We start from the raw sequence: 23,862 nt of genomic DNA on the forward strand, positions 1-23,862 counted from the left end.
CCGCCCACCACGTGCGTGGTGGGCGGCCCCTGCGGCATCGGTGCGGTGCCGTGTCAGTCGCGGGCCTCGGCCAGCAGCTTCTGGATGCGGCCCACGCCCTCCTCCAGGTCCTCGTCGCCCAGGGCGTAGGAGAGGCGCAGGTAGCCCGAGGGGCCGAAGGCCTCACCGGGCACCACGGCCACCTCGGCCTCCTCGAGGATGAGCGCGGCCAGCTCCAGGGAGGTCTGCGGGCGCTTCCCGCGGATCTCCTTGCCGAGCACGCCCTTGACCGAGGGGTAGGCGTAGAACGCGCCCTCCGGCATCGGGCACTCCACGCCCTCGATCTCGTTGAGCATCCTCACGATGGTCCGGCGGCGGCGGTCGAACGCCTCGTGCATGCGCTCCACGTCCTCCATGCCACCGTTCAGGGCCGCGACGGCGGCGCGCTGCGAGACGTTGGCCACGTTGGAGGTGGCGTGCGACTGCAGGTTGGTGGCGGCCTTGATGACGTCCACGGGGCCGGCCATCCAGCCCACGCGCCAGCCGGTCATGGCGTACGTCTTGGCCACGCCGTTGAGCACCACGCAGGTGTCGGCCAGCTCCGGGACCACCACCGGCATCGAGTGGAACTCCGCGTCGCCGTACACGAGGTACTCGTAGATCTCGTCGGTGACCACCCAGATGCCGTGCTCCACCGCCCAGCGGCCGATGGCCTCGACCTCGTCGCGGGAGTAGACCGCGCCGGTGGGGTTGGAGGGGGAGACGAAGAGCAGCACCTTGGTGCGCTCGGTGCGGGCGGCCTCGAGCTGCTCGACGGTGACCTTGTACTCCTGGGTCTCGTCGGCGAAGACCTCCACGGACGTGCCGCCGGCCAGGGCGATGGCCTCGGGGTAGGTGGTCCAGTAGGGGGCGGGCAGGAGCACCTCGTCGCCCGGGTCGAGCAGGGCGGCGAAGGTGTTGTACACGGCCTGCTTGCCACCGTTGGTCACGAGCACCTGCTGGGGGGTCAGCTCCAGGCCCGTGTGGCGGGCGGTGGCCTCCACGATGGCCTGCTTGAGCTCGGGCAGGCCGCCGGCGGCGGTGTACCGGTGGTTGGCCGGGTCGTGGCAGGCGGCCGCGGCGGCCTCCACCACGTGGGCGGGGGTCGGGAAGTCCGGCTCGCCGGCGCCGAAGCCGATGACCGGTCGGCCCTGGGCCTTGAGCTCCTTGGCCTTCGCGGTGACGGCCAGGGTCGCGGACTCGGCGATCGCGGCCAGGCGGCGGGACACTCGGGCGGGCTGCTGGGCGGGGGACTGGTCGCTTGTCATGCCCGCCATTCTGGCAGCCGGCCCCGCACGGCCGGGGCCCCGTGGGGGTGCCGGCCGGGGCGCGGAACCACCGCCGAGGGGGCGGCAGGGGCCTCGGGTGGAAATCAGGTGCCGCCCTGCAGTAGAGTGCCCGGTCGGTGCACCACCGTGCGCCGACCACGGCGGTCGACCCACCGGCCGCCGAAGGGCATTAGCTCAATTGGTAGAGCACCGGTCTCCAAAACCGGGGGTTGGGGGTTCGAGTCCCTCATGCCCTGCGCAGTCCGTCCCCGCGGAACCAGCACGTGAAGGAGTGAGCGTGACCGAGCCCAGCGCGGCAGCAGCCGAGCGCAGCACGGCCCCGGCCGACCACTCCGAGGTCCCCCTGCGTGAGCGGAAGGCCCAGGGGAGCAACCCGGTCTCCCGCTTCTTCAACTCCATCGTGCTGTTCCTGCAGCAGATCGCGGACGAGTTGAGCAAGGTCGTGCGTCCCACGCGCGAGGAGCTCGTCAGCTACACGCTGGTGGTGCTCGTCTTCGTGGGGGCGATGATGGCCTTCGTCTTCGGACTCGACCAGCTGTTCTCGCGCCTGATCGACCTCGTCTTCGGCTGAGGCCCGGCGCAGGACCCCCGGGGTCGATGCCGACGGGCCCCGCGCCCGTGGCCGACGAGGCCCGCCCCAGCACCGGCAACCAGCACACGTGGAGGAACCAGAGCATGTCCGAGGAGACGCCCGACCAGGCGACCGAGCTCGAGGCCGACCAGGCCGTCGAGGAGTCCGCTGTGGCCGACGAGGTCGAGGCCCCGGAGGCCGACGCCACCGTCGAGGGTGAGCAGGCCGAGGCCGCGGACGACGCCGCCGAGGTGTCCGAGGAGGACGCCGCCCCCACCGCCGAGGACCAGGCCGAGGAGTTCCGCGCCATGCTGCGCGACCAGTTCGGTGACTGGTACGTGCTCCACACCTACGCCGGCTACGAGAAGCGCGTGAAGGCCAACCTGGAGCAGCGTGCGGTCTCCATGAACATGGAGGACTACATCTTCCAGGCCGAGGTGCCCATGGAGACGGTCACCGAGATCAAGAACAACCAGAAGAAGACGGTCGAGCGCGTGCGCATGCCCGGCTACTGCCTGGTGCGCATGGACCTCACCAACGCCTCCTGGGGCACCGTCCGCAACACCCCGGGCGTCACCGGCTTCGTGGGCAACGCCACCGACCCGGTGCCGCTGAGCCTGGACGAGGTCTTCGACATGATGGCCCCCGACTTCGAGTCCCAGGCCGAGGCGGCCGCCGGCTCGCAGGAGGGCGCCACCACGGTCGAGCCGCAGGCAGGCACCCCGCAGATGCCGCTCGTCGACTTCGAGGTCGGCGAGGCCGTCACCGTCATGGAGGGTCCGTTCGAGACCCTTCCTGCCACGATCTCCGAGATCAACGTCGAAGCCCGCAAGGTGCAGGTGCTGGTCTCGATCTTCGGCCGGGAGACCCCGGTCGAGCTCGCGTTCAACCAGGTCTCCAAGATCTGACGCGCGGCGGGGCCGCGGCCCCGCACCCGGACCCCTCGGGGTCCTGACCTGCCACCGCCCGGCGGTGGCGATGCAACCGGGTCATCGCCCACGGCGTCGGCCCACGACCAAGGAGCAACAACATGGCCCCCAAGAAGAAGGTCGCCAGCTTCATCAAGCTGCAGATCGAGGCCGGCGCCGCCACCCCGGCGCCCCCGGTCGGTCCCGCGCTCGGTGCCGCCGGTGTCAACATCATGGACTTCGTCAAGGCGTACAACGCCGCCACGGAGTCGCAGCGCGGCAACATCATCCCGGTGGAGATCACGGTCTACGAGGACCGCTCCTTCACCTTCATCACCAAGACCCCGCCGGCCGCCCAGCTCATCAAGAAGGCTGCCGGCGTGCCCAAGGGTTCCGGCGAGCCGCACGTGAACAAGGTCGGCAAGATCACGGACGCCCAGGTGGCCGAGATCGCCGAGACCAAGATGAAGGACCTCAACGCCAACGACCTCGACATGGCCAAGCGCATCATCGCCGGCACCGCCCGTTCCATGGGCATCACCGTCGAGGGCTGAGGCCCCCTGCGGTGACGGCACCCGCCGTCACCGCGCCCCAGTGGTAGGGCCGGCGCTGGCCCGCACGACCACGACTCCCACCCCTTTCCCGAGGAGAGAACCATGAAGCGCAGCAAGAACTACCGCGCCGCAGCGGAGAAGATCGAGGCCGGCAAGGCCTACACCCCCCGTGAGGCCATCGCCCTGGCCCAGGAGATCGCCACCACCAAGTGGGACTCCACCGTCGACGTCTCCCTGCGTCTGGGCATCGACCCGCGCAAGGCCGACCAGATGGTCCGCGGCACCGTGAACCTGCCGAACGGCACCGGTAAGACCGCCCGCGTGGTCGTGCTGGCCAACGGTGACAAGGCCGAGGCCGCTCGCGAGGCGGGTGCCGACCACGTCGGCTCCGACGAGCTCGTCGAGAAGATCGCCGGCGGCTGGCTCGACTTCGACGCCGTCGTCGCCACCCCGGACCTCATGGGCAAGGTCGGCCGTCTGGGCAAGGTGCTGGGTCCGCGTGGCCTCATGCCGAACCCGAAGACCGGCACCGTGACCATGGACGTGGCCAAGGCCGTCACCGACATCAAGGGCGGCAAGATCGAGTTCCGCAACGACAAGCACGCCAACGTGCAGTTCATCATCGGCAAGGCGTCGTTCTCGACCGACCAGCTGGTGGAGAACTTCAACGCCGCGATGGACGAGGTCATGCGCCTGAAGCCGAACGCCGCCAAGGGTCGCTACATCACCCGTTCGGTGCTCTCCACCACGATGGGTCCCGGCATCCCGCTGGACCTGGGTGCCAAGGCCGACGCCTGAGCCACCCCGTGACGGTCTCGCCGCGGCCGTGAGCACCGCGAAGGGCCCCTCCCGCTCGGGAGGGGCCCTTCGGCGTCGTCGGTCCCGGGGTGTCCGGTGGTGGCGGGCCGTGTCAGGCGCCCTGTCCGTCCGGGGTGTCGGCCTCGTGCTGGGGCTCCTCCTCGGAACGCCCCGTCATGAACCCGAACAGCAGGGCGACGACGATCCCCGTCACCAGCGCCATGCCGGGGTCGAGGACGTTGAGCCAGGTGAGGCCGAGCGTCGCGGCGGTCGCGGCGCCGAGCTGCTGCACCTTGCGCTCGTTCCAGCGGGTGTCCCACGGGGCGAGCGGCGTGCCGGCGGTGCTGCGGGCGCCCTTCAGCGGCGCGAACCACGCGGCCACCATGAGCGCCAGGCTGCTGAGCGCGCTCACGAGCAGTGCGGGCAGGGCCGACTCGACGGTCAGGGCGTCGACACGGTGGACGGCCAGGCCGAGGGTGAGCACGGTGCCGAGGGTCAGGGTCCAGAGGAGCGGGGTTCGCATGGCCCCAGTCTTGAGCGGGGGCGGGCTCGTGGGGCATGACATCCGTCATGGGACGGGGTGAGCGGCCTCACCGTTGCCGAGTTGGTGCGCGGCGTGGGCCTCCGCTACTCTTGCCTGACCAATGACCGCCGGTCGTTGGTGCCCGCACGCCGGAGACGGAGTGGGAGCACCACCGAAGGTTCCGCTCGACGGACGGCCCGCGTAGGTGTGAGACGAGTTCCCGGACCGCTGCGTCCGCCCGTGAGGGTGTCGACGCGGGGTGTCGAGGAGTTTGCCCCGTGCCTGCGCACGGGGTTTTTTCGTTCGTGGGGCCCGGCACCACCACTGTAAGGAGGCCCACATGGCGAATCCCGAGAAGGATGCCGTCATCGCCGAGATCGCGGCTCAGCTTCGCGACTCGAACGCGGCCGTGCTGACCGAGTACCGCGGCCTGACCGTCGCGCAGATGGCGGAGCTCCGCTCCAAGCTGCGCGGCAACGCGACGTACTCCGTGGTGAAGAACACGCTGACCGCCCGTGCGGCGGCCGAGGTGGGCGTCGACGCGTTCGACGGTCACCTGTCCGGCCCCACCGCCATCGCCTTCGTCACCGGTGACCCGGTCGAGGTGGCCAAGGGCCTGCGTGACTTCGCCAAGGAGAACGAGGCCCTGGTCCTCAAGGCTGGTCTCGTCGACGGCCAGGCGTTCAGCGCCGCCGACATCGAGAAGCTCGCCAGCCTGGAGAGCCGCGAGACGCTGCTGGCCAAGCTGGCCGGTGCGATGAAGGCTCCGATGGCCAACACCGCCGCTCTGCTCAACGGCGCCCCGGCCCAGATGGCACGTCTGGCCGAGGCCCTGCGTCAGAAGGTCGAGACCGAGGGCCCGGTGTCCGGCGCCCCGGCCGCTGCGGACGCGCCCGCCGAGGACGCTGCCGCGGACTCCGAGGAGTCCACCACCGACGTCGCCGAGGGTGGCGACGACAACTGATCGCCCGGGCTCCCGCCCAGCGACCAGCCACCACAACTCGCCCGGCCCGCCGGGCACGCCACTCACGGCAGTAACGAAAGGAAGCCACCATGGCCAAGCTCAGCAACGACGAGCTCATCGAGCAGTTCAAGGAGATGACGCTGATCGAGCTCTCCGAGTTCGTGAAGCAGTTCGAGGAGGTCTTCGAGGTCACCGCCGCCGCCCCCGTCGCGGTTGCTGGTGCGGCCCCGGCCGCTGGCGGCGACGCCGGCGCCGCCGCCGAGGAGAAGACCGAGTTCGACGTCATCCTGGCTGCCGCCGGTGACAAGAAGATCGGCGTCATCAAGGAGGTGCGCGGTCTGACCTCCCTGGGTCTGAAGGAGGCCAAGGACCTCGTGGACGGCGCCCCCAAGCCCGTCCTGGAGGGTGTCTCCAAGGAGGAGGCCGACAAGGCCAAGGAGGCCCTCGAGGGCGCCGGCGCCACCGTCGAGATCAAGTGATCTCCGGGGGTCACTGACCCCCTCGCCGCACTGCGGTCACAGCGGGCCCCACCGTCACGGTGGGGCCCGCTGTCGCATGTCCGGAGGGTGCGGAAAACCAGGTGAGCTCGTCGGTGCCGGGGCATAGGTTGACCCCATGCCCGACCCCTCGCGCCCCACCGCCGTCCACGCTGCCGGACGGGCCGGCGCCACCGCGCGTCCCGTCACCTGGCGACGCCTGCTCACGCCGGCGTCCGCCGTGGCGCTGGCCGTGCTGACCGTGGGCGGCGTGGGCCAGTCCGTGGGGGCCGTCCTGGCCGGTCGCCTCGCTCAGGACCCGCAGGCGCCCCTCGTGGGGTGGCTCGCCCTGGCCCTCGTGGGTGGCGTGGTGCTCGATGCCGTGGGCCGCCTGCTGTGGGTGGGGGAGGTCGACCGCGCCGAGGGCGAGCTGCGCCGCGACGTGTTGACCGCCGTGACCGCGCAACCGGTGGCGGCCCTGGGCGACCAGGCGGTCGGTGAGCTGCTCGACCGCATCGACGACGACGCCACGGAGATCGGCTCGCTGAGCCGGGACATGCTGTGGAACGTCCTGTCCACCCTGGTGGCCGTCGTGCCGATGTGGGTCGTGGCCGGGCTCACCTGGTGGCCCGCCTGGTTCCTCTTCCCGGTGGTCGGCGCCGCCACCCTGCTCGTGGTGCGCCCGTTGCTGCCCCGGATCGCCGAGCTCAAGGTGCACGAGGAGGCCGCGTTCACCGCGCACGCCGCGGCCCTCGAGGAGGGCATCGCCGCCCGGGACGACCTGCGCACCAGCCTCGGCCAGCCGTTCGCCGTGCGCCGCCTGGCCGAGCTCTCCGCCGAGGTCCACCGCCGCTTCCGGGCGGTGCTGGGCCAGGAGGTCGCGGTCATCCTCCGTAGCGGGCTGGTGCTGCAGCTGCTCATGGTGGTGCTCGTGGTCGGGGGTGCCTGGGCCGTGGAGGGCGGGCACCTGGGCATCTCCGCGCTGGTCACCCTCTTCCTCGTGAGCAGCCGCTTCGTCGGCGTCATGTCGCAGCTGTCCGAACAGCTGCCGGAGCTCCAGGCCGGTATGGGAGCAGTCATCCGCGTGCGGCAGGCCATCGCCTCCGAGGCCGAGCCCGTCGGGGGTGACCCGCTGCCCGAGGGGCCGCTCGACCTGCGCTTCGCCGACCTGGACTTCTCCTACGGGCAGGGCACCTTCGCGCTGCGGGGCATCGACCTCCACGTGCCGGCCGGCCAGACGCTGGCCCTGGTGGGGCGCACCGGGTCGGGCAAGTCCACCCTCGCCTCGATGGTGACGCGCGCCATCGAGCCCCCGGCCGGCACCGTGCTGCTCGGCGGGCAGGACGTGGGCACCACCGACCTCGCGGCCCTCCGCGGGGGCGTGGGCACGGTCACCCAGCGCACCGAGGTGCTCGCCGGCACGCTGGCGCAGAACATCACGCTCTTCGAGGACCTCGGCGACGAGCACGTGCAGGCCGTCGTCGACGAGCTGGGTCTCACCGACTGGGTGGCCGCGCTGCCCGACGGCCTGCACACCCTGCTCGGCCCGGGCGGCCTGACGCTCTCGGCGGGGGAGGAGCAGCTGCTCGCCTTCGCGCGCTTGCTGGCCCGTGACGTGCAGGTGGTGGTGCTCGACGAGGCCACCGCCCGGATGGACCCGGTCACCGAGCAACGCGTGGTGCGCGCCTCCGAGCGCCTGCTCTCGGGGCGCACCGGCGTGCTCGTGGCCCACCGGCTCGGGACGATCGAGCGGGCCGACCTCGTGGCCGTGCTCCAGGACGGTCGCGTGCTCCAGCACGGCACCCACGCGCAGCTGTCCGCCGACGACGGCGCCTTCCGCGACCTCCTGCGCGCGGCCACCGCCGGGGACCACGCCGCGCAGGAGGAGCCCGACCCCACCGAGGACGAGGCCACCCAGCACGCGGTGGGTACGGCCCGTCGCCTCACCACGCCGCCCCCCACCCGCGACGCCGGCCGCGCACCGTCGCTGGCCCGTGCGGTCTGGCGCGCCATCACGGCGCGGCCGGCCTGGGGCCTGGTGTCCATCCCGCTGTTCCTCGCGCTCTCGCTCACCGGCGCCGTCGGAGCGGGGACGGCCTGGGCCTGGGGTCGGCTCGTCGAGGTGCTCGCCTCCGGGGGCTCCCCGTGGGGGTGGGTGACGGCGATCGTGGTGTTGCTGGTCTCGGCCCCGCTGCTGCTGGGGGCGGCGATCCTGCGCTACCCCCGGTGGTGGGTGGAGCTCATGCTGCGCATCCGCATGGCCGTGCTCGTGGGGCAGACCGAGCAACGACGCACGGAGAAGCTGCCGCCCGGCGAGGTGGTGGCCCGGGCCATGGACGGCGAGCGGTACATTCGCTACACCGACCGGTGGGTGGACCTCGTCAACGGTCTGCTCATCGCGCTGTTCACCGCCCTCGTCTCCGGGCACGCCACGAGCGGCCTGGTGCTGCTGGCCGTGCTCGCTGGATCGGCCCTGGTCTCCGCCCTCGGGCGGCCCCTGGCCGGCCGGTCGGCCACGGCGGCCTCCGCCCTGCGGGCCGAGTTCGGGCGTGCGGTCGGCTCCGCCCTGGAGTCCGCGCGCACGGTGAAGCTCTCCGGGCGGATGCCCCAGGTGCGCCGCCACCTGCTGTCACTCGACCGGCGCCGCGTGGAGGCCGCGGTCCTGGAGCACCGCGTGGCCGCAGGCCTCAAGGGCCTGCCGCCGATCCTGCTCCAGCTGGCCGCCGTGGGCGCCTGGTGGGCCCACCAGCAGGGGTACTGGGACCTCTCCACCACCCTGCTCGTGGCCAGCACCGTGCTCGGGTTCGTCTGGTTCGGGCAGGTGGCCGGTGCGGTGATCACCGAGGCCCCCGGTGTGCGCTCGTGGCAGCAGGCCACCCACGGCATGGCCGGTGGCCGCGACCTGGTGTCCCTCCCCGAGGGCGTGGACCTCGTGTCCGGACGGGCACCCGGTCCCGCACCCGTGGAGGTGGAGCCGCTGCGGGCGCTGACGCTCCAGGGGCTGGACGTCGTCCACGACGACGGCACGGTCGGTGTGGAGGGCGTGGACCTCACGGTGCACGCCGGCGAGCTCGTGCTCCTCGTGGGACCGGTGGGTTCCGGCAAGTCCAGCCTCCTGCGGGGCCTGGCCGGCCTGGAGCACACCCGCGGCACGCTGCGCTGGAACGACCGGGCCGTCGACGACCCCGAGACCTTCCTGCGCCCCGGTCAGGTGGCCTGGGTCGCGCAGGTCCCGCGGGTCCTCTCGGGCAGCTTCGCCGAGAACCTCCGGCTCGACCACGAGCGTGCGGTCGAGGCGGCCGTGGACGTGGCCCGCCTTGGCCCGGATCTCACCGCGGCCGGCGGCTCCGAGGCCCTCGTGGGCCACCGTGGGGTGCGCCTCTCCGGCGGCCAGGTGCAGCGCCTGGCGCTGGCCCGTGCACTGGCGGCGGACGCGCAGCTGGTGCTGGCCGACGACGTCTCGTCGGCGCTGGACGCCCGCACCGAGGTGGAGCTCTGGGAGGCCCTGCGCGCGGGGGGCACCACGGTGGTGGGTGCCACGTCCAAGCGGTCGGCCCTCCAGCGGGCGGACCGGGTGGCGGTGCTCCGCGGCGGGCGCGTGGTGGCCACCGGCCCGTGGAGCGAGCTCGAGCGCCAGTGGGGGCACCTCGCGGGGTGAGCACCTGGGTCCGGGCCGGGCCGGGCAGGGCGGTCCGGACCCAGGCCCCGGGTGCGTGTCGGGATTGACCGGGGCCGGTGGTGTGGGGCACAGTTCAACCGCTCGTCGGGGCGGGGGCGGTCCCACGACGCGGACCGACGCCGGGGGAAGGCGGCGGCACGTCGTCGGCGTTTGACGGGCCCTTGACAGGGGTGTACTGTGACTCGTTGCGCTGCCCCTTTGTCTCCAACCCCACCCCCGACGCCCGCGCGCCAGACGTCCGCCGACACCTCCGCCTCGCGTGTGGGGATCCGTGACCGCCCGGCGGGGGCGCAGGCCGACCGGTGCGGGGGAGGAGTTCCCGCGGTGGCGTGACCGCACCGAACATGCACGGCCTTGAGGAAGGACACTCCTTGGCTGCCTCGCGCACTGCTGACCAGAACGTCTCGACCGCACGCACCGCTTCCGGGCGTCTGTCGTTCTCCCGCATCCACGAGCCCCTGGAGGTGCCGGACCTCCTGGCGCTCCAGACCGAGAGCTTCGACTGGCTCCTCGGCAACGAGGCATGGCAGGAGCGGGTGGCCGAGGCGAAGGCCGCCGGCCGCACCGACATCTCCCTGACCTCGGGCTTGGAGGACATCTTCGAGGAGATCTCCCCCATCGAGGACTTCTCGGAGACCATGTCGCTGAGCTTCTCCGAGCACCGCTTCGAGGAGATCAAGTACACCGAGGACGAGTGCATCGAGCGGGACATGACCTACTCGGCGCCCCTGTTCGTCACCGCCGAGTTCATGAACGGCGAGACCGGTGAGATCAAGTCGCAGACCGTGTTCATGGGCGACTTCCCGCTCATGACCAAGCGCGGCACCTTCATCATCAACGGCACCGAGCGTGTCGTCGTCTCCCAGATCGTGCGTTCGCCGGGCGTCTACTTCGAGCGCTCCTTCGACCGCGCGACCGACAAGGAGATCTACTCCGCCAAGATCATCCCCAGCCGTGGTGCGTGGCTGGAGTTCGAGGTCGACAAGAAGGACATGGTCGGTGTCCGTGTCGACCGCAAGCGCAAGCAGTCCGTGACCGTGCTGCTCAAGGCGCTGGGGTGGACCGAGGCGCAGATCCTCGAGGAGTTCGGCCAGTACGAGTCCATCCGCGCGACGCTGGAGAAGGACCACACGGCCAACCAGGACGAGGCCCTGCTGGACATCTACCGCAAGCTGCGTCCGGGGGAGCCCCCGACGGTCGAGGCCGCCCAGAACCTCCTGGACAACCTCTACTTCAACGGCAAGCGCTACGACCTGGCCAAGGTCGGCCGCTACAAGATCAACAAGAAGCTGGGCATCGACGCCGAGCTCACCGACTCCACCCTGGGCGTGGACGACATCGTCCGCACCATCAAGTACATCGTCGCGCTGCACGCCGGCGAGACCACGATGGAGGGCGTGCGCCACGGCGAGGCGGTCGACCTGCGCGTCGAGACCGATGACATCGACCACTTCGGCAACCGCCGCCTGCGCACGGTCGGCGAGCTGATCCAGAACCAGGTCCGCACCGGCCTGTCGCGCATGGAGCGCGTCGTCCGTGAGCGCATGACCACCCAGGACGTCGAGGCCATCACGCCGCAGACGCTCATCAACATCCGCCCGGTGGTCGCCGCGATCCGCGAGTTCTTCGGCACCAGCCAGCTCTCGCAGTTCATGGACCAGAACAACCCGCTGGCCGGTCTGACGCACAAGCGTCGCCTGTCCGCGCTGGGCCCCGGTGGTCTGTCCCGTGACCGCGCCGGCATGGAGGTCCGCGACGTCCACCCGTCGCACTACGGCCGCATGTGCCCCATCGAGACGCCGGAAGGCCCGAACATCGGTCTGATCGGTGCGCTGGCGTCCTACGGCCGCATCAACCCCTTCGGCTTCGTCGAGACCCCCTACCGCAAGGTCAAGGAGGGCTACGTCACCGATGACGTGGAGTACCTGACCGCGGACGAGGAGGACGACTACGTGATCGCCCAGGCGAACGCGCCCCTCACCGAGGATGGCCAGTTCGCCGGGGAGCGCGTGCTCGTGCGCTCGAAGGGCGGCGAGGTCGAGTTCGTGCCGCGCGACGAGGTCCACTACATGGACGTCTCCCCGCGCCAGATGGTGTCCGCGGCCACCGCGATGATCCCCTTCCTCGAGCACGACGACGCCAACCGCGCGCTCATGGGTGCCAACATGCAGCGCCAGGGCGTGCCGCTGGTGCAGGCCGAGGCCCCGCTGGTGGGCACCGGCATCGAGCACCGAGCCGCGCTGGACACCGGTGACGTGGTCCGCGCCGACAAGGCCGGTGTGGTGCAGTCCGTCTCGGCCGACCTGGTGCAGGTCACGAACGACGACGGCACCTACCTGAACTACGCCATCGACAAGTTCAACCGCTCCAACCAGGGCACCTGCTACAACCAGCGGGTCGTGGTCTCGGCGGGCGACCGTGTGGAGAAGGGCGACCTCATCGCCGACGGTCCGTCGACCGACAATGGCGAGATGGCCCTGGGCAAGAACCTGCTCGTGGCCTTCATGCCGTGGGAGGGCTACAACTACGAGGACGCGATCATCCTGTCGCAGCGCCTCGTGCAGGACGACACCCTCTCCTCGATCCACATCGAGGAGCACGAGATCGACGCCCGCGACACCAAGCTGGGCCCGGAGGAGATCACCCGGGACATCCCGAACGTCTCCGACGACGTGCTGGCCGACCTGGACGAGCGCGGCATCATCCGCATCGGTGCCGAGGTCCGCGACGGCGACCTGCTGGTCGGCAAGGTGACCCCCAAGGGTGAGACCGAGCTGACCCCGGAGGAGCGCCTGCTGCGCGCCATCTTCGGCGAGAAGGCCCGCGAGGTGCGCGACACCTCCATGAAGGTGCCCCACGGTGAGACCGGCACGGTCATCGGCGTCAAGGTGTTCGACCGCGAGGAGGGCGACGAGCTGCCCCCGGGCGTGAACCAGATGGTGCGCGTCCACGTGGCGAACAAGCGCAAGATCACTGACGGTGACAAGCTCGCCGGCCGTCACGGCAACAAGGGCGTCATCTCCAAGATCCTGCCGGTCGAGGACATGCCCTTCCTGCCCGACGGCACCCCGGTGGACGTCGTGCTCAACCCGCTGGGTGTGCCCAGCCGCATGAACGTCGGCCAGGTGCTCGAGCTGCACCTCGGCTGGGCCGCGGCCAACGGCTGGAGGATCGAGGGCACCCCGGAGTGGGCCGAGAACCTTGCCGAGGAGCACCAGGAGGCCGGTCCGTGGACCCGCGTGGCCACCCCGGTGTTCGACGGTGCCCGCGAGGAGGAGATCACGGGTCTGCTCGACTCGACGCTGCCCTCGCGCGACGGCCAGCGCCTCATCGACGGTTCGGGCAAGGCGCAGCTGTTCGACGGCCGCACCGGTGAGCCGTACCCGGACCCGGTGTCCGTGGGCTACATGTACATCCTCAAGCTCCACCACCTGGTGGACGAGAAGATCCACGCCCGCTCCACCGGCCCGTACTCGATGATCACGCAGCAGCCGCTGGGTGGTAAGGCGCAGTTCGGTGGTCAGCGCTTCGGTGAGATGGAGGTGTGGGCCCTCGAGGCCTACGGCGCCGCTTACGCACTGCAGGAGCTGCTGACGATCAAGTCCGACGATGTCACCGGCCGCGTCAAGGTGTACGAGTCCATCGTCAAGGGCGACAACGTCCCCGAGCCCGGCATCCCCGAGTCCTTCAAGGTGCTCATCAAGGAGATGCAGTCCCTGTGCCTGAACGTCGAGGTCCTCTCGACCGACGGCCAGAACATCGACCTGCGAGAGCAGGACCAGGAGGTCTTCCGCGCGGCGGAGGAGCTCGGCATCGACCTGAGCCGGCGTGAGCCGAGCTCGGTCGAAGAAGTCTGAGAAGACCCGAGCGAACCCTCTAGCCCCCGGAACACGAGAGAAGGACACCTGTGCTCGACGTCAACTTCTTCGACGAGCTTCGCATCGGCCAGGCCACGGCCGACGACATCCGCCAGTGGAGCCACGGCGAGGTCAAGAAGCCGGAGACCATCAACTACCGCACCCTGAAGCCCGAGAAGGACGGACTCTTCTGCGAGAAGATCTTCGGTCCGACCCGCGACTGGGAGTGCTACTGCGGCAAGTACAAGCGCGTGCGCTTCAAGGGCATCATCTGTGAGCGCTGCGGCGTCGAGGTGACCCGCTCGGCCGTGCGCCGTGAGCGCATGGGCCACATCGAGCTGGCCGCCCCGGTGACGCACATCTGGTACTTCAAGGGCGTGCCCAGCCGTCTGGGCTACCTGCTGGACCTGGCGCCGAAGGACCTCGAGAAGGTCATCTACTTCGCCGCGTACGTCATCACCTCGGTGGACGAGGAGGGTCGCCACAACGACCTGCCGTCCCTCGAGGCCGAGATCCAGTCCGAGATCAAGGCCACCGAGAACCGTCGCGACGCCGACGTGGAGGCCCGCGCCAAGAAGCTGGAGCAGGACATCGCCGCGCTCGAGGCCGAGGGCGCCAAGTCCGACGCCAAGCGCAAGGTCCGCGACTCCGCCGAGCGCGAGATGAACCAGATCCGCAAGCGTGCCGACCAGCAGGTCGAGCGCGTGGAGCAGGTGTGGGACCGCTTCAAGAACCTCAAGGTCCAGGACCTCGAGGGCGACGAGATGCTGTTCCGCGAGATGCGCGACCGCTTCGGCATGTACTTCGAGGGCGGCATGGGTGCCGCGGCCCTGCAGAAGCTGCTGCAGGACTTCGACCTCGAGGCCGAGGCCGAGAAGCTCCGCGAGATCATCGCCACCGGCAAGGGCCAGAAGAAGACCCGTGCCCTCAAGCGCCTCAAGGTGGTCACGGCCTTCCTGACCACCGACAACGAGCCGCAGGGCATGGTCCTGGATGCCGTCCCGGTGATCCCGCCGGACCTGCGTCCGATGGTGCAGCTGGACGGTGGCCGCTTCGCGACCTCCGACCTCAACGACCTGTACCGCCGCGTCATCAACCGCAACAACCGCCTCAAGCGCCTGCTCGACCTCGGTGCCCCCGAGATCATCATCAACAACGAGAAGCGCATGCTGCAGGAGTCCGTGGACTCCCTGTTCGACAACGGTCGTCGCGGTCGTCCGGTCACCGGTCCGGGCAACCGCCCGCTGAAGTCGCTCTCCGACATGCTCAAGGGCAAGCAGGGTCGCTTCCGCCAGAACCTGCTCGGCAAGCGCGTCGACTACTCGGGCCGTTCGGTCATCGTGGTCGGCCCGACCCTCAAGCTGCACCAGTGCGGTCTGCCCAAGCAGATGGCCCTGGAGCTCTTCAAGCCGTTCGTGATGAAGCGCCTGGTCGACCTCGACCACGCGCAGAACATCAAGTCGGCCAAGCGCATGGTCGAGCGCCACAACCCGATGGTGTGGGACGTGCTCGAGGAGGTCATCACCGAGCACCCGGTGCTGCTGAACCGTGCACCCACGCTGCACCGTCTGGGCATCCAGGCCTTCGAGCCGCAGCTCGTCGAGGGCAAGGCCATCCAGATCCACCCGCTGGTCTGCACCGCCTTCAACGCCGACTTCGACGGTGACCAGATGGCCGTGCACGTGCCGCTGTCCGCCGAGGCCCAGGCCGAGGCGCGCATCCTGATGCTCTCGAGCAACAACATCCTCAAGCCGGCGGACGGTCGCCCGGTGACCATGCCCACCCAGGACATGATCATCGGCCTGTACCACCTGACCTCCCAGGTGCTCGGCACCGAGGACACGCCGGTGGAGGAGATGCGCCACTTCACCAGCCAGGCCGAGGCCCGCATGGCCTTCGACCGCGGTGAGATCAAGCTGGGCACCCCCGTCGTCATGCGCCTGCCGCACGTCGTGCCGCCGGCCGACTTCGAGGGCGAGGTGGAGCTCGACGAGAAGGGCTACGCCCCGGTGCTCACGCTGCAGACCACGCTGGGTCGGGCGATCTTCAACGAGTCCCTGCCGGAGAACTTCCCGTTCGTCAACAACCCGGTGGACAAGAAGGTCCTGTCCAACATCATCAACGCCCTGGCCGAGCGCTACGACAAGGTCGACGTCGCCGCCTCGCTGGACGCGCTGAAGGAGAACGGCTTCTACTGGGCGTCCCGCTCGGGCACCACGGTGGCCATCTCCGACGTGGTGGTGCCGGACAACAAGTCCGAGCTGCTCGAGGCCTACGAGAGCAAGGCCGCCAAGGTCCAGGTGCAGTACGAGCGCGGTCTGATCACCGACGACGAGCGCCGTCAGGAGCTCATCGAGATCTGGACGCAGGCCACCAACGAGGTCGCCAAGGCGATGGAGGCCAACTTCCCGGCCGACAACCCGATCTACCGCATGGTCACCTCCGGTGCCCGTGGTAACTGGTTCCAGCTGCGTCAGATCGCCGGCATGCGTGGCCTCATGGCCAACCCGAAGGGCGAGATCATCCCGCGCCCGATCAAGGCCTCGTTCCGCGAGGGCCTGACGGTGCTGGAGTTCTTCATCTCGACGCACGGTGCCCGCAAGGGTCTGGCCGACACCGCCCTGCGTACCGCCGACTCGGGTTACCTGACCCGTCGTCTGGTGGACGTGTCGCAGGACGTCATCGTCCGCGAGTCCGACTGCGGCACCGGTCGTGGCGTGAAGGTCACCATCGGCCAGCGCGGCGCCGACGGCACCGTGGTCGTGGACGACGAGGTCGAGTCCAGCGCCTACGCCCGCACCGTGGCCGAGGACGTCGTCGTGGACGGCACCACGGTCGCCACCGCGGGTGACGACCTGGGTGACGTGCTCATCGAGGAGCTCGTGGCCGCCGGTGTCGAGACCGTCAAGGTGCGCTCCGTGCTCACCTGCGAGTCCTCGGTCGGCACCTGCGCCAAGTGCTACGGCCGCTCGCTGGCCACCGGCCAGCTGGTCGACATCGGCGAGGCCGTCGGCATCGTCGCCGCGCAGTCGATCGGTGAGCCCGGTACCCAGCTGACGATGCGTACCTTCCACACCGGTGGTGTGGCCGGTGACGACATCACGCAGGGTCTGCCGCGTGTGGTCGAGCTGTTCGAGGCCCGCACCCCCAAGGGTGTGGCCCCGATCGCCGAGGCCGCCGGCCGCATCCGCATCGAGGACGCGGACAAGCAGCGCCGCATCATCCTGGTGCCGGACGACGGCACGGAGGAGCACGCCTACCTGGTCGGCAAGCGCACGCGCCTGCTCGTCGAGGAGGGCCAGTCGGTCCCGGCCGGTGAGCAGCTCGTGGTCGGCGCCGTCGACCCCAAGCAGGTCCTGCGCATCCTCGGCCCGCGCGCGGTGCAGCAGCACCTCGTGGACGAGGTGCAGGGCGTGTACCGCCAGCAGGGTGTGTCCATCCACCAGAAGCACATCGAGGTCATCGTGCGGCAGATGCTGCGCCGCATCACGATCATCGAGGAGGGGGACACCTCCCTCCTGGCCGGTGACCTGGTGGAGCGTTCCCGTTTCGAGACCGAGAACCGCCGTGTGGTGGCCGAGGGCAGCAAGCCCGCCTCCGGTCGTCCCGAGCTGATGGGCATCACCAAGGCCTCGCTGGCCACGGAGTCCTGGCTGTCGGCCGCCTCCTTCCAGGAGACGACCCGCGTCCTCACCGAGGCCGCGATGCACGGCAAGGGCGACCCGCTGCTGGGCCTCAAGGAGAACGTCATCCTCGGAAAGCTCATCCCGGCCGGTACCGGGCTGCAGCGCTACCGCAACGTGACGGTGGAGCCCACCGAGGAGGCCAAGGCGGCCGCGTACGCCATGACCGACTTCGAGGGCTTCGACTTCGCCCAGTTCGGCGAGGGCACCGGCCAGGCCGTGCCCCTCGACGAGGTGGACACCGGCGAGTACCGCTGGTGACCTGCTGACCCGGTCCCCGTGACCGGTGCGGTCCTGCGAGGGCCCCTCCCGCCGGGAGGGGCCCTCGCTGCGTTCCGTACCCCGTCCGCCCCTTCTGGATTTGGAGCCACGCCGCATCTGCCATAAAGTTGCCGATTGGCGTGGGCTCGCCCGCGCCGCCCTCCACCGGGCAGTCGACCTCCACGAGGCCGCCGGCGGTGCTCGACATCCCATCGATGCCGGCAGTCGGCCACGGGTGTGGATCGGAAGTGCAGGTGGGGGAGCGTGTGGCCATCGGCCGCCGGCTCCGCGGGGGTTCCCACCCCGCCGGGTCCCGGGACGGGCCACGCGACTCATCCAGGAGCCGCCACCGCGGCGACAACGACGAAACACGGAGTTTCATCAGTGCCTACCATCAACCAGCTGGTCCGCAAGGGCCGCCGGGACAAGGTCAAGAAGTTTGACGCCCCGGCCCTCAAGGGCTCGCCCCAGCGTCGTGGCGTGTGCACCCGCGTGTACACCACCACCCCCAAGAAGCCGAACTCGGCCCTCCGCAAGGTCGCGCGTGTGCGCCTGACCAGCGGCATCGAGGTCACCGCGTACATCCCCGGCGTCGGCCACAACCTGCAGGAGCACTCCATCGTGCTCGTGCGTGGCGGCGGCGTGAAGGACCTCCCCGGTGTCCGCTACAAGATCATCCGCGGTGCCCTCGACGCCCAGGGCGTCAAGGACCGCAACCAGGCTCGTTCCCACTACGGCGCCAAGAAGGAGAAGAAGTAATGCCTCGTAAGGGCCCCGCTCCCAAGCGCCCCCTGGCCGTCGACCCGGTGCACGGGTCGCAGCTGGTGACCCAGCTGGTGAACAAGATCCTGCTGGACGGCAAGAAGTCCGTCGCCGAGTCCATCGTCTACGGCGCCCTCGAGGGCGTCCAGGAGAAGACCGGCACCGACCCCGTCCAGACCCTCAAGCGTGCGCTGGACAACATCCGTCCGGCCCTCGAGGTCAAGTCCCGCCGTGTCGGTGGCGCGACCTACCAGGTGCCGATCGAGGTCAAGCCGGCCCGCGCGACCACCCTCTCCCTGCGCTGGCTCGTGGGCTACGCCCGCCAGCGTCGTGAGAAGACCATGACCGAGCGCCTCATGAACGAGATCCTCGACGCCTCCAACGGCCTGGGTGCCGCGGTGAAGCGCCGCGAGGACACCCACAAGATGGCCGAGGCCAACAAGGCGTTCGCCCACTACCGCTGGTGATGTACTGGTCACCGGTGGTGGCCCCATGCCACCATCGGTGACCGTCTGCCGTTCCGGCAGGTACCCGCAGCACACCCTGAAGAGCACACCCTCGAGCGAGAAGAGAGACCGTGGCACAGGACGTCCTCACGGACCTCAAGCAGGTCCGCAACATCGGCATCATGGCGCACATCGATGCCGGCAAGACCACGACCACCGAGCGCATCCTGTTCTACACGGGTGTGAACCACAAGATGGGTGAGACCCACGACGGTGCGTCGACGACCGACTGGATGGAGCAGGAGAAGGAGCGTGGTATCACCATCACCTCCGCCGCCGTGACCTCCTTCTGGAAGGGCACCCAGATCAACCTGATCGACACGCCCGGCCACGTCGACTTCACGGTCGAGGTCGAGCGCAACCTCCGCGTCCTGGACGGCGCCGTCGCCGTCTTCGACGGCAAGGAGGGTGTGGAGCCGCAGTCCGAGACCGTGTGGCGCCAGGCCGACAAGTACGGCGTCCCGCGCATGTGCTTCATCAACAAGATGGACAAGATGGGCGCGGACTTCTACTACTCCGTGCAGACCATGGTGGACCGCCTCGGCGCGACCCCGCTGGTCATGCAGCTGCCCATCGGTGCCGAGTCCGACTTCATCGGCATGGTCGACCTGGTCACCATGAAGGCCTTCACCTGGTCCAAGGAGACCCCGCTGGGCGAGGCCTACGAGATCGAGGAGATCCCGGCCGACCTGCAGGACAAGGCCGAGGAGTACCGCACCCAGCTCATCGAGACCGTCGCCGAGAGCTCCGAGGAGCTCATGGAGAAGTACCTGGGTGGCGAGGAGCTGACCGAGGACGAGATCCACGCCGGCGTGCGCACCCTGACCCTCGCGGGCGAGGTGAACCCGGTGTTCTGCGGTACCGCGTTCAAGAACAAGGGTGTGCAGCCCCTGCTCGACGCGATCGTGGCCTACCTGCCGTCCCCTGTGGACCTGCCCCCGATCGATGGCCACCTGCCGAACGACGAGGAGACCACCGTCTCCCGCGCGCCGTCGGCCGACGAGCCCTTCGCGGCCCTGGCCTTCAAGATCGCCACGCACCCCTTCTTCGGCACGCTGACCTACATCCGCGTGTACTCCGGTGAGATCGCCTCCGGTGCTGCCGTCCTGAACGCCACCAAGGGCAAGAAGGAGCGTCTGGGCAAGCTGTTCCAGATGCACGCCAACAAGGAGAACCCGGTGGAGAAGGTGACCGCTGGTCACATCTACGCCGTGATCGGCCTCAAGGACACCACCACCGGTGACACCCTGTGCGCGCCGGAGTCCCCGGTCGTGCTGGAGTCCATGACCTTCCCGGCGCCGGTGATCCACGTGGCCATCGAGCCGAAGACCAAGGGCGACCAGGAGAAGCTGTCCACCGCCATCCAGAAGCTGGCCGAGGAGGACCCCACCTTCACGGTCAACCTGGACGAGGAGACCGGCCAGACCGTCATCGGCGGCATGGGCGAGCTCCACCTGGACATCCTCGTGGACCGCATGAAGCGCGAGTTCAAGGTCGAGGCCAACGTCGGCGCCCCGCAGGTGGCCTACCGCGAGACCATCCGCCGCCCGGTGGAGAAGCTCGACTACACCCACAAGAAGCAGACCGGTGGTTCGGGTCAGTTCGCCAAGGTGCAGCTGTCCTTCGAGCCGCTGACCGGCACCGACGAGGACGGCGAGGCCGCGCTCTACGAGTTCGAGAACGCCGTCACCGGTGGTCGCGTGCCCAAGGAGTACATCCCGTCCGTGGACCAGGGCATCCAGGAGGCCATGCAGCTGGGTGTGCTCGCCGGCTACCCGCTGGTGGGCATCAAGGCCACGCTGCTGGACGGCGCCTACCACGACGTCGACTCCAGCGAGATGGCGTTCAAGATCGCCGGTTCGATGGCGCTCAAGGAGGCCGTCCGCAAGGCCGACCCGGTCCTGCTCGAGCCGATGATGGCCGTCGAGGTGCGTACGCCCGAGGAGTACATGGGCGACGTCATCGGCGACATCAACTCGCGTCGAGGCACCATCCAGTCCATGGAGGACGTCTCGGGCTCCAAGGTCGTCCGCGGCACCGTGCCGCTGTCGGAGATGTTCGGGTACGTGGGTGACCTGCGGTCCAAGACCCAGGGTCGCGCCAACTACTCGATGCAGTTCGACTCCTACGGTGAGGTTCCCAAGAACGTCGCCGAGGAGATCGTGAAGAAGGTTCGTGGTGAGTGACCCTCGCGGGTAGACTCTTCCAGCCTGATTCGCAACAGTTCCCTAAAATCAGCAATACTCACGCACTGACCACCGCAATCCCGCGGTGACCCCAGCGTGACAACACCACAGTCCAACAGGAGGACCCCAGTGGCGAAGGCAAAGTTCGAGCGGAGCAAGCCGCACGTCAACATCGGCACCATCGGTCACATCGACCACGGCAAGACCACGCTGACGGCTGCCATCTCCAAGGTTCTGCACGACCGTTTCCCGGAGCTGAACGAGGCGTCGCCGTTCGACACCATCGACAAGGCGCCCGAGGAGAAGCAGCGCGGTATCACCATCTCGATCGCGCACATCGAGTACCAGACGGAGGCGCGTCACTACGCCCACGTCGACTGCCCCGGTCACGCTGACTACGTGAAGAACATGATCACCGGTGCTGCCCAGATGGACGGCGCCATCCTCGTGGTCGCGGCGACCGACGGTCCGATGCCGCAGACCAAGGAGCACGTGCTCCTGGCCCGCCAGGTCGGCGTGCCCTACATCGTGGTGGCCCTGAACAAGGCCGACATGGTGGACGACGAGGAGATCATGGAGCTCGTCGAGATGGAGGTCCGCGAGCTGCTGTCCTCCTACGACTTCCCGGGCGACGACGTGCCGGTGGTCCAGGTGTCCGCTCTCAAGGCGCTCGAGGGCGACCAGGAGTGGGGCGACAAGCTCATGGAGCTCATGTCCGCCGTCGACGAGGCCATCCCGGACCCGGAGCGCGACATCGACAAGCCGTTCCTGATGCCGGTGGAGGACGTCTTCACCATCACCGGTCGCGGCACCGTGGCCACCGGCCGCATCGAGCGCGGTGTGCTTGCCGTGAACGACGAGGTCGAGATCGTCGGTATCCGCGACGACAAGCAGACGACCACCGTCACCGGCATCGAGATGTTCCGCAAGCTGCTCGACGAGGGCCGCGCCGGTGAGAACGTCGGTCTGCTGCTCCGTGGTACCAAGCGCGAGGACATCGAGCGCGGCCAGGTCATCTGCAAGCCGGGCTCCATCACCCCGCACAAGAAGTTCGAGGGCTCGGTCTACATCCTGTCCAAGGACGAGGGCGGCCGTCACACCCCGTTCTACGACAACTACCGTCCGCAGTTCTACTTCCGCACCACCGACGTGACCGGTGTGGTGAACCTGCCGGAGGGCACCGAGATGGTCATGCCTGGTGACAACACCGAGATGAGCGTCGAGCTGATCCAGCCCGTCGCCATGGAGGAGGGCCTGAAGTTCGCCATCCGTGAGGGTGGTCGCACCGTCGGCGCCGGCCAGGTCACCAAGATCCTGGACTGATCCAGCGCCCACTCGGGCACTGATCGCCGACGTGGCCCGCCACGTCACCGAGACCCCCTGATCCCCACCGGGACCAGGGGGTCTCGTGCGTGCCGGGGCAGTCGTCGACGGGGACGTGTCCTCTGCGCGTGGATGGACTCTTCCCGGGCGCGGGCACCCTCATCAACGTCGTGGCCGTGCTCGTGGGGGCGACCTGCGGCATGGCCTTCGGGGCGCGGCTGCCGCAACGCGTGCACGACCTGGTCACCGACGCGCTCGGTCTGGTGACGCTGCTCATGGCGGGACTCTCCGCGGTCGCCGTCGGGTCGAGCGCGCTGGAGGCAGCCGTGGGGGAGGGGGTGCCGATCCTGCTGGTGCTGGGGGCCCTGCTCCTCGGGGGCGTATCGGGCTCCCTGTTGCGTCTCGAGGCGCGGCTCGAGGTGCTGGCCGGGGGGATGCAGGCCCGGCAGGCGCGTGGGCACGGGGGAGGCCCGGGGCCGCTGAACGACGGCTTGGGCAACGGCATCGACCAGCTGGCCCTGACGTCGGCGCTCGACCTCTTTGCCGCCCTCGCCCTCGCGTCGGCGTTCGGGGTGGGGGTGCTGCTCTCGGCGGTCTCGGTGCTGGTGGTGCAGGGCCTGCTGACCCTGCTGGGGGCGACCCTCGGGGAAGTGGTCCCCGTCTACGCCGTGGACGCGATGACGGCGGTGGGCGGACTGCTCCTCGTGGGCATCGCGCTGGGCCTCCTGCGCATCCGGAGCCTGCCGGTCGGTGACCTGCTGCCGGCCCTCGTGCTGACCCCGGTGGGGGCCTGGCTGCTGGCGGCCGACTGAGCCGATTTGGCTGCCGGGGCACTGTGTGCCACACTTGGGAAGTTGCTTGTTGGGCGATGGCACTGCGTGTCCCCACCGAGTGTCCCCCAGGCCGGGTCTCCGGAACCGCGGGACGCCGACGCGGACGCAGGACATCGCCTTTCTGGACGAGGCAGGTCCGACCGTGGAGTCGTGCTCCACTTCCACACCCGGTGTGGAGGTCACTGCCCGTCCGGAGCACGAACCCGGTCATGCGGGGAACGGAACTCCGGTCCCCCTCCCAGGAACGGCTGACGCAGCCGTGGTGCGGCCCGCAAGGGCGACACACCCGAGTGCGTGGGTCGGGGAATGACCGCCAAGACCATTAGCGGTACGACGAGAGAGAGTCAACGAACCGATGGCGGGACAGAAGATCCGCATCCGGCTGAAGTCGTATGACCACGAGGTCATCGACTCCTCGGCGCGGAAGATCGTGGACACCGTGACCCGTGCGGGCGCGACCGTTGTGGGCCCTGTGCCCCTGCCGACGGAGAAGAATGTCTTCTGCGTCATCCGGTCCCCGCACAAGTACAAGGACAGCCGAGAGCACTTCGAGATGCGGACGCACAAGCGTCTGATCGACATCGTGGACCCGACCCCCAAGGCCGTGGACTCCCTGATGCGTCTCGACCTGCCGGCTGACGTGAACATCGAGATCAAGCTGTGAGCGCCAC

17 protein-coding genes and 1 tRNA gene are annotated in these 23,862 nt (G+C 69.5%); 16 read left to right on the forward strand and 2 right to left on the reverse strand.

Annotated elements, in window-relative coordinates; translation table 11 throughout:
* Positions 1-53: 53 nt before the first annotated feature.
* Entirely contained in the window at positions 54-1,286 is a 1,233-nt protein-coding gene (locus HMPREF3099_RS10110; RefSeq protein WP_070705876.1) for a pyridoxal phosphate-dependent aminotransferase, read from the reverse strand.
* 184 nt (positions 1,287-1,470) lie between these two features.
* Between HMPREF3099_RS10110 and HMPREF3099_RS10115 the strand changes: the two genes are divergently transcribed.
* The 5 genes from HMPREF3099_RS10115 (at position 1,471) to rplA (ending at position 4,138) form a co-directional block, all read left to right on the forward strand.
* Positions 1,471-1,543: transfer RNA gene (locus tag HMPREF3099_RS10115), tRNA-Trp, on the forward strand.
* A 41-nt stretch (positions 1,544-1,584) separates the two neighbouring features.
* Positions 1,585-1,878, forward strand: a complete 294-nt coding sequence (gene secE, locus HMPREF3099_RS10120; protein ID WP_168168518.1) for a preprotein translocase subunit SecE — start codon at positions 1,585-1,587, stop codon at positions 1,876-1,878.
* A 104-nt stretch (positions 1,879-1,982) separates the two neighbouring features.
* The gene (nusG, locus tag HMPREF3099_RS10125; RefSeq protein ID WP_070705878.1) at positions 1,983-2,786 is read left to right on the forward strand and encodes a transcription termination/antitermination protein NusG; all 804 of its coding nucleotides are present in this window, start codon (positions 1,983-1,985) and stop codon (positions 2,784-2,786) included.
* Between the two features lie 122 nt (positions 2,787-2,908).
* Positions 2,909-3,340 carry a 50S ribosomal protein L11 gene (rplK, locus tag HMPREF3099_RS10130; RefSeq protein ID WP_070705848.1) on the forward strand — a complete coding sequence of 144 codons (432 nt, stop codon included), beginning with the start codon at positions 2,909-2,911 and terminating at the stop codon, positions 3,338-3,340.
* Positions 3,341-3,442: 102 nt separating this feature from the next.
* Positions 3,443-4,138: a 50S ribosomal protein L1 gene (gene rplA, locus HMPREF3099_RS10135; protein ID WP_070705849.1), complete on the forward strand. Its 696-nt coding sequence runs from the start codon at positions 3,443-3,445 to the stop codon at positions 4,136-4,138.
* A 112-nt stretch (positions 4,139-4,250) separates the two neighbouring features.
* On the opposite strand, the gene HMPREF3099_RS10140 is transcribed toward rplA, so the two are convergent.
* Positions 4,251-4,661, reverse strand: a complete 411-nt coding sequence (locus HMPREF3099_RS10140; protein WP_070705850.1) for a hypothetical protein — start codon at positions 4,659-4,661, stop codon at positions 4,251-4,253.
* 340 nt (positions 4,662-5,001) lie between these two features.
* Between HMPREF3099_RS10140 and rplJ the strand changes: the two genes are divergently transcribed.
* The 11 genes from rplJ (at position 5,002) to rpsJ (ending at position 23,855) form a co-directional block, all read left to right on the forward strand.
* Positions 5,002-5,625, forward strand: coding sequence for a 50S ribosomal protein L10 (gene rplJ, locus HMPREF3099_RS10145; RefSeq protein WP_070705851.1), 624 nt, complete (start codon positions 5,002-5,004; stop codon positions 5,623-5,625).
* 89 nt (positions 5,626-5,714) lie between these two features.
* Positions 5,715-6,104 (forward strand): 50S ribosomal protein L7/L12, encoded by a 390-nt coding sequence (gene rplL, locus HMPREF3099_RS10150; RefSeq protein WP_070705852.1) that lies wholly within the window; start codon positions 5,715-5,717, stop codon positions 6,102-6,104.
* 136 nt (positions 6,105-6,240) lie between these two features.
* Positions 6,241-9,759, forward strand: coding sequence for an ATP-binding cassette domain-containing protein (locus tag HMPREF3099_RS10155; protein WP_070705853.1), 3,519 nt, complete (start codon positions 6,241-6,243; stop codon positions 9,757-9,759).
* 392 nt (positions 9,760-10,151) lie between these two features.
* Positions 10,152-13,637 carry a DNA-directed RNA polymerase subunit beta gene (rpoB, locus tag HMPREF3099_RS10160; protein WP_070705854.1) on the forward strand — a complete coding sequence of 1,162 codons (3,486 nt, stop codon included), beginning with the start codon at positions 10,152-10,154 and terminating at the stop codon, positions 13,635-13,637.
* A gap of 50 nt (positions 13,638-13,687) precedes the next feature.
* Entirely contained in the window at positions 13,688-17,581 is a 3,894-nt protein-coding gene (locus HMPREF3099_RS10165; RefSeq protein ID WP_070705855.1) for a DNA-directed RNA polymerase subunit beta', read from the forward strand.
* Positions 17,582-17,965: 384 nt separating this feature from the next.
* Positions 17,966-18,340, forward strand: a complete 375-nt coding sequence (rpsL, locus tag HMPREF3099_RS10170) for a 30S ribosomal protein S12 (protein ID WP_070705856.1) — start codon at positions 17,966-17,968, stop codon at positions 18,338-18,340.
* The gene (gene rpsG / locus HMPREF3099_RS10175) at positions 18,340-18,810 is read left to right on the forward strand and encodes a 30S ribosomal protein S7 (RefSeq protein WP_070705857.1); all 471 of its coding nucleotides are present in this window, start codon (positions 18,340-18,342) and stop codon (positions 18,808-18,810) included. The genes rpsL and rpsG overlap by 1 nt, the downstream gene beginning before the upstream one ends.
* A 110-nt stretch (positions 18,811-18,920) precedes the next feature.
* Positions 18,921-21,035 (forward strand): elongation factor G, encoded by a 2,115-nt coding sequence (gene fusA, locus HMPREF3099_RS10180; protein WP_070705858.1) that lies wholly within the window; start codon positions 18,921-18,923, stop codon positions 21,033-21,035.
* Positions 21,036-21,164: 129 nt separating this feature from the next.
* Positions 21,165-22,358 (forward strand): elongation factor Tu, encoded by a 1,194-nt coding sequence (gene tuf / locus HMPREF3099_RS10185; protein ID WP_070705859.1) that lies wholly within the window; start codon positions 21,165-21,167, stop codon positions 22,356-22,358.
* A gap of 128 nt (positions 22,359-22,486) precedes the next feature.
* The gene (locus HMPREF3099_RS10190; protein ID WP_083323706.1) at positions 22,487-23,170 is read left to right on the forward strand and encodes a DUF554 family protein; all 684 of its coding nucleotides are present in this window, start codon (positions 22,487-22,489) and stop codon (positions 23,168-23,170) included.
* Positions 23,171-23,546: 376 nt separating this feature from the next.
* Positions 23,547-23,855 (forward strand): 30S ribosomal protein S10, encoded by a 309-nt coding sequence (gene rpsJ / locus HMPREF3099_RS10195; RefSeq protein ID WP_006946210.1) that lies wholly within the window; start codon positions 23,547-23,549, stop codon positions 23,853-23,855.
* Positions 23,856-23,862: the final 7 nt, after the last annotated feature.

Origin of the sequence: Kytococcus sp. HMSC28H12 (assembly GCF_001816045.1) — a bacterium.
Lineage (GTDB): Bacteria > Actinomycetota > Actinomycetes > Actinomycetales > Dermatophilaceae > Kytococcus > Kytococcus schroeteri.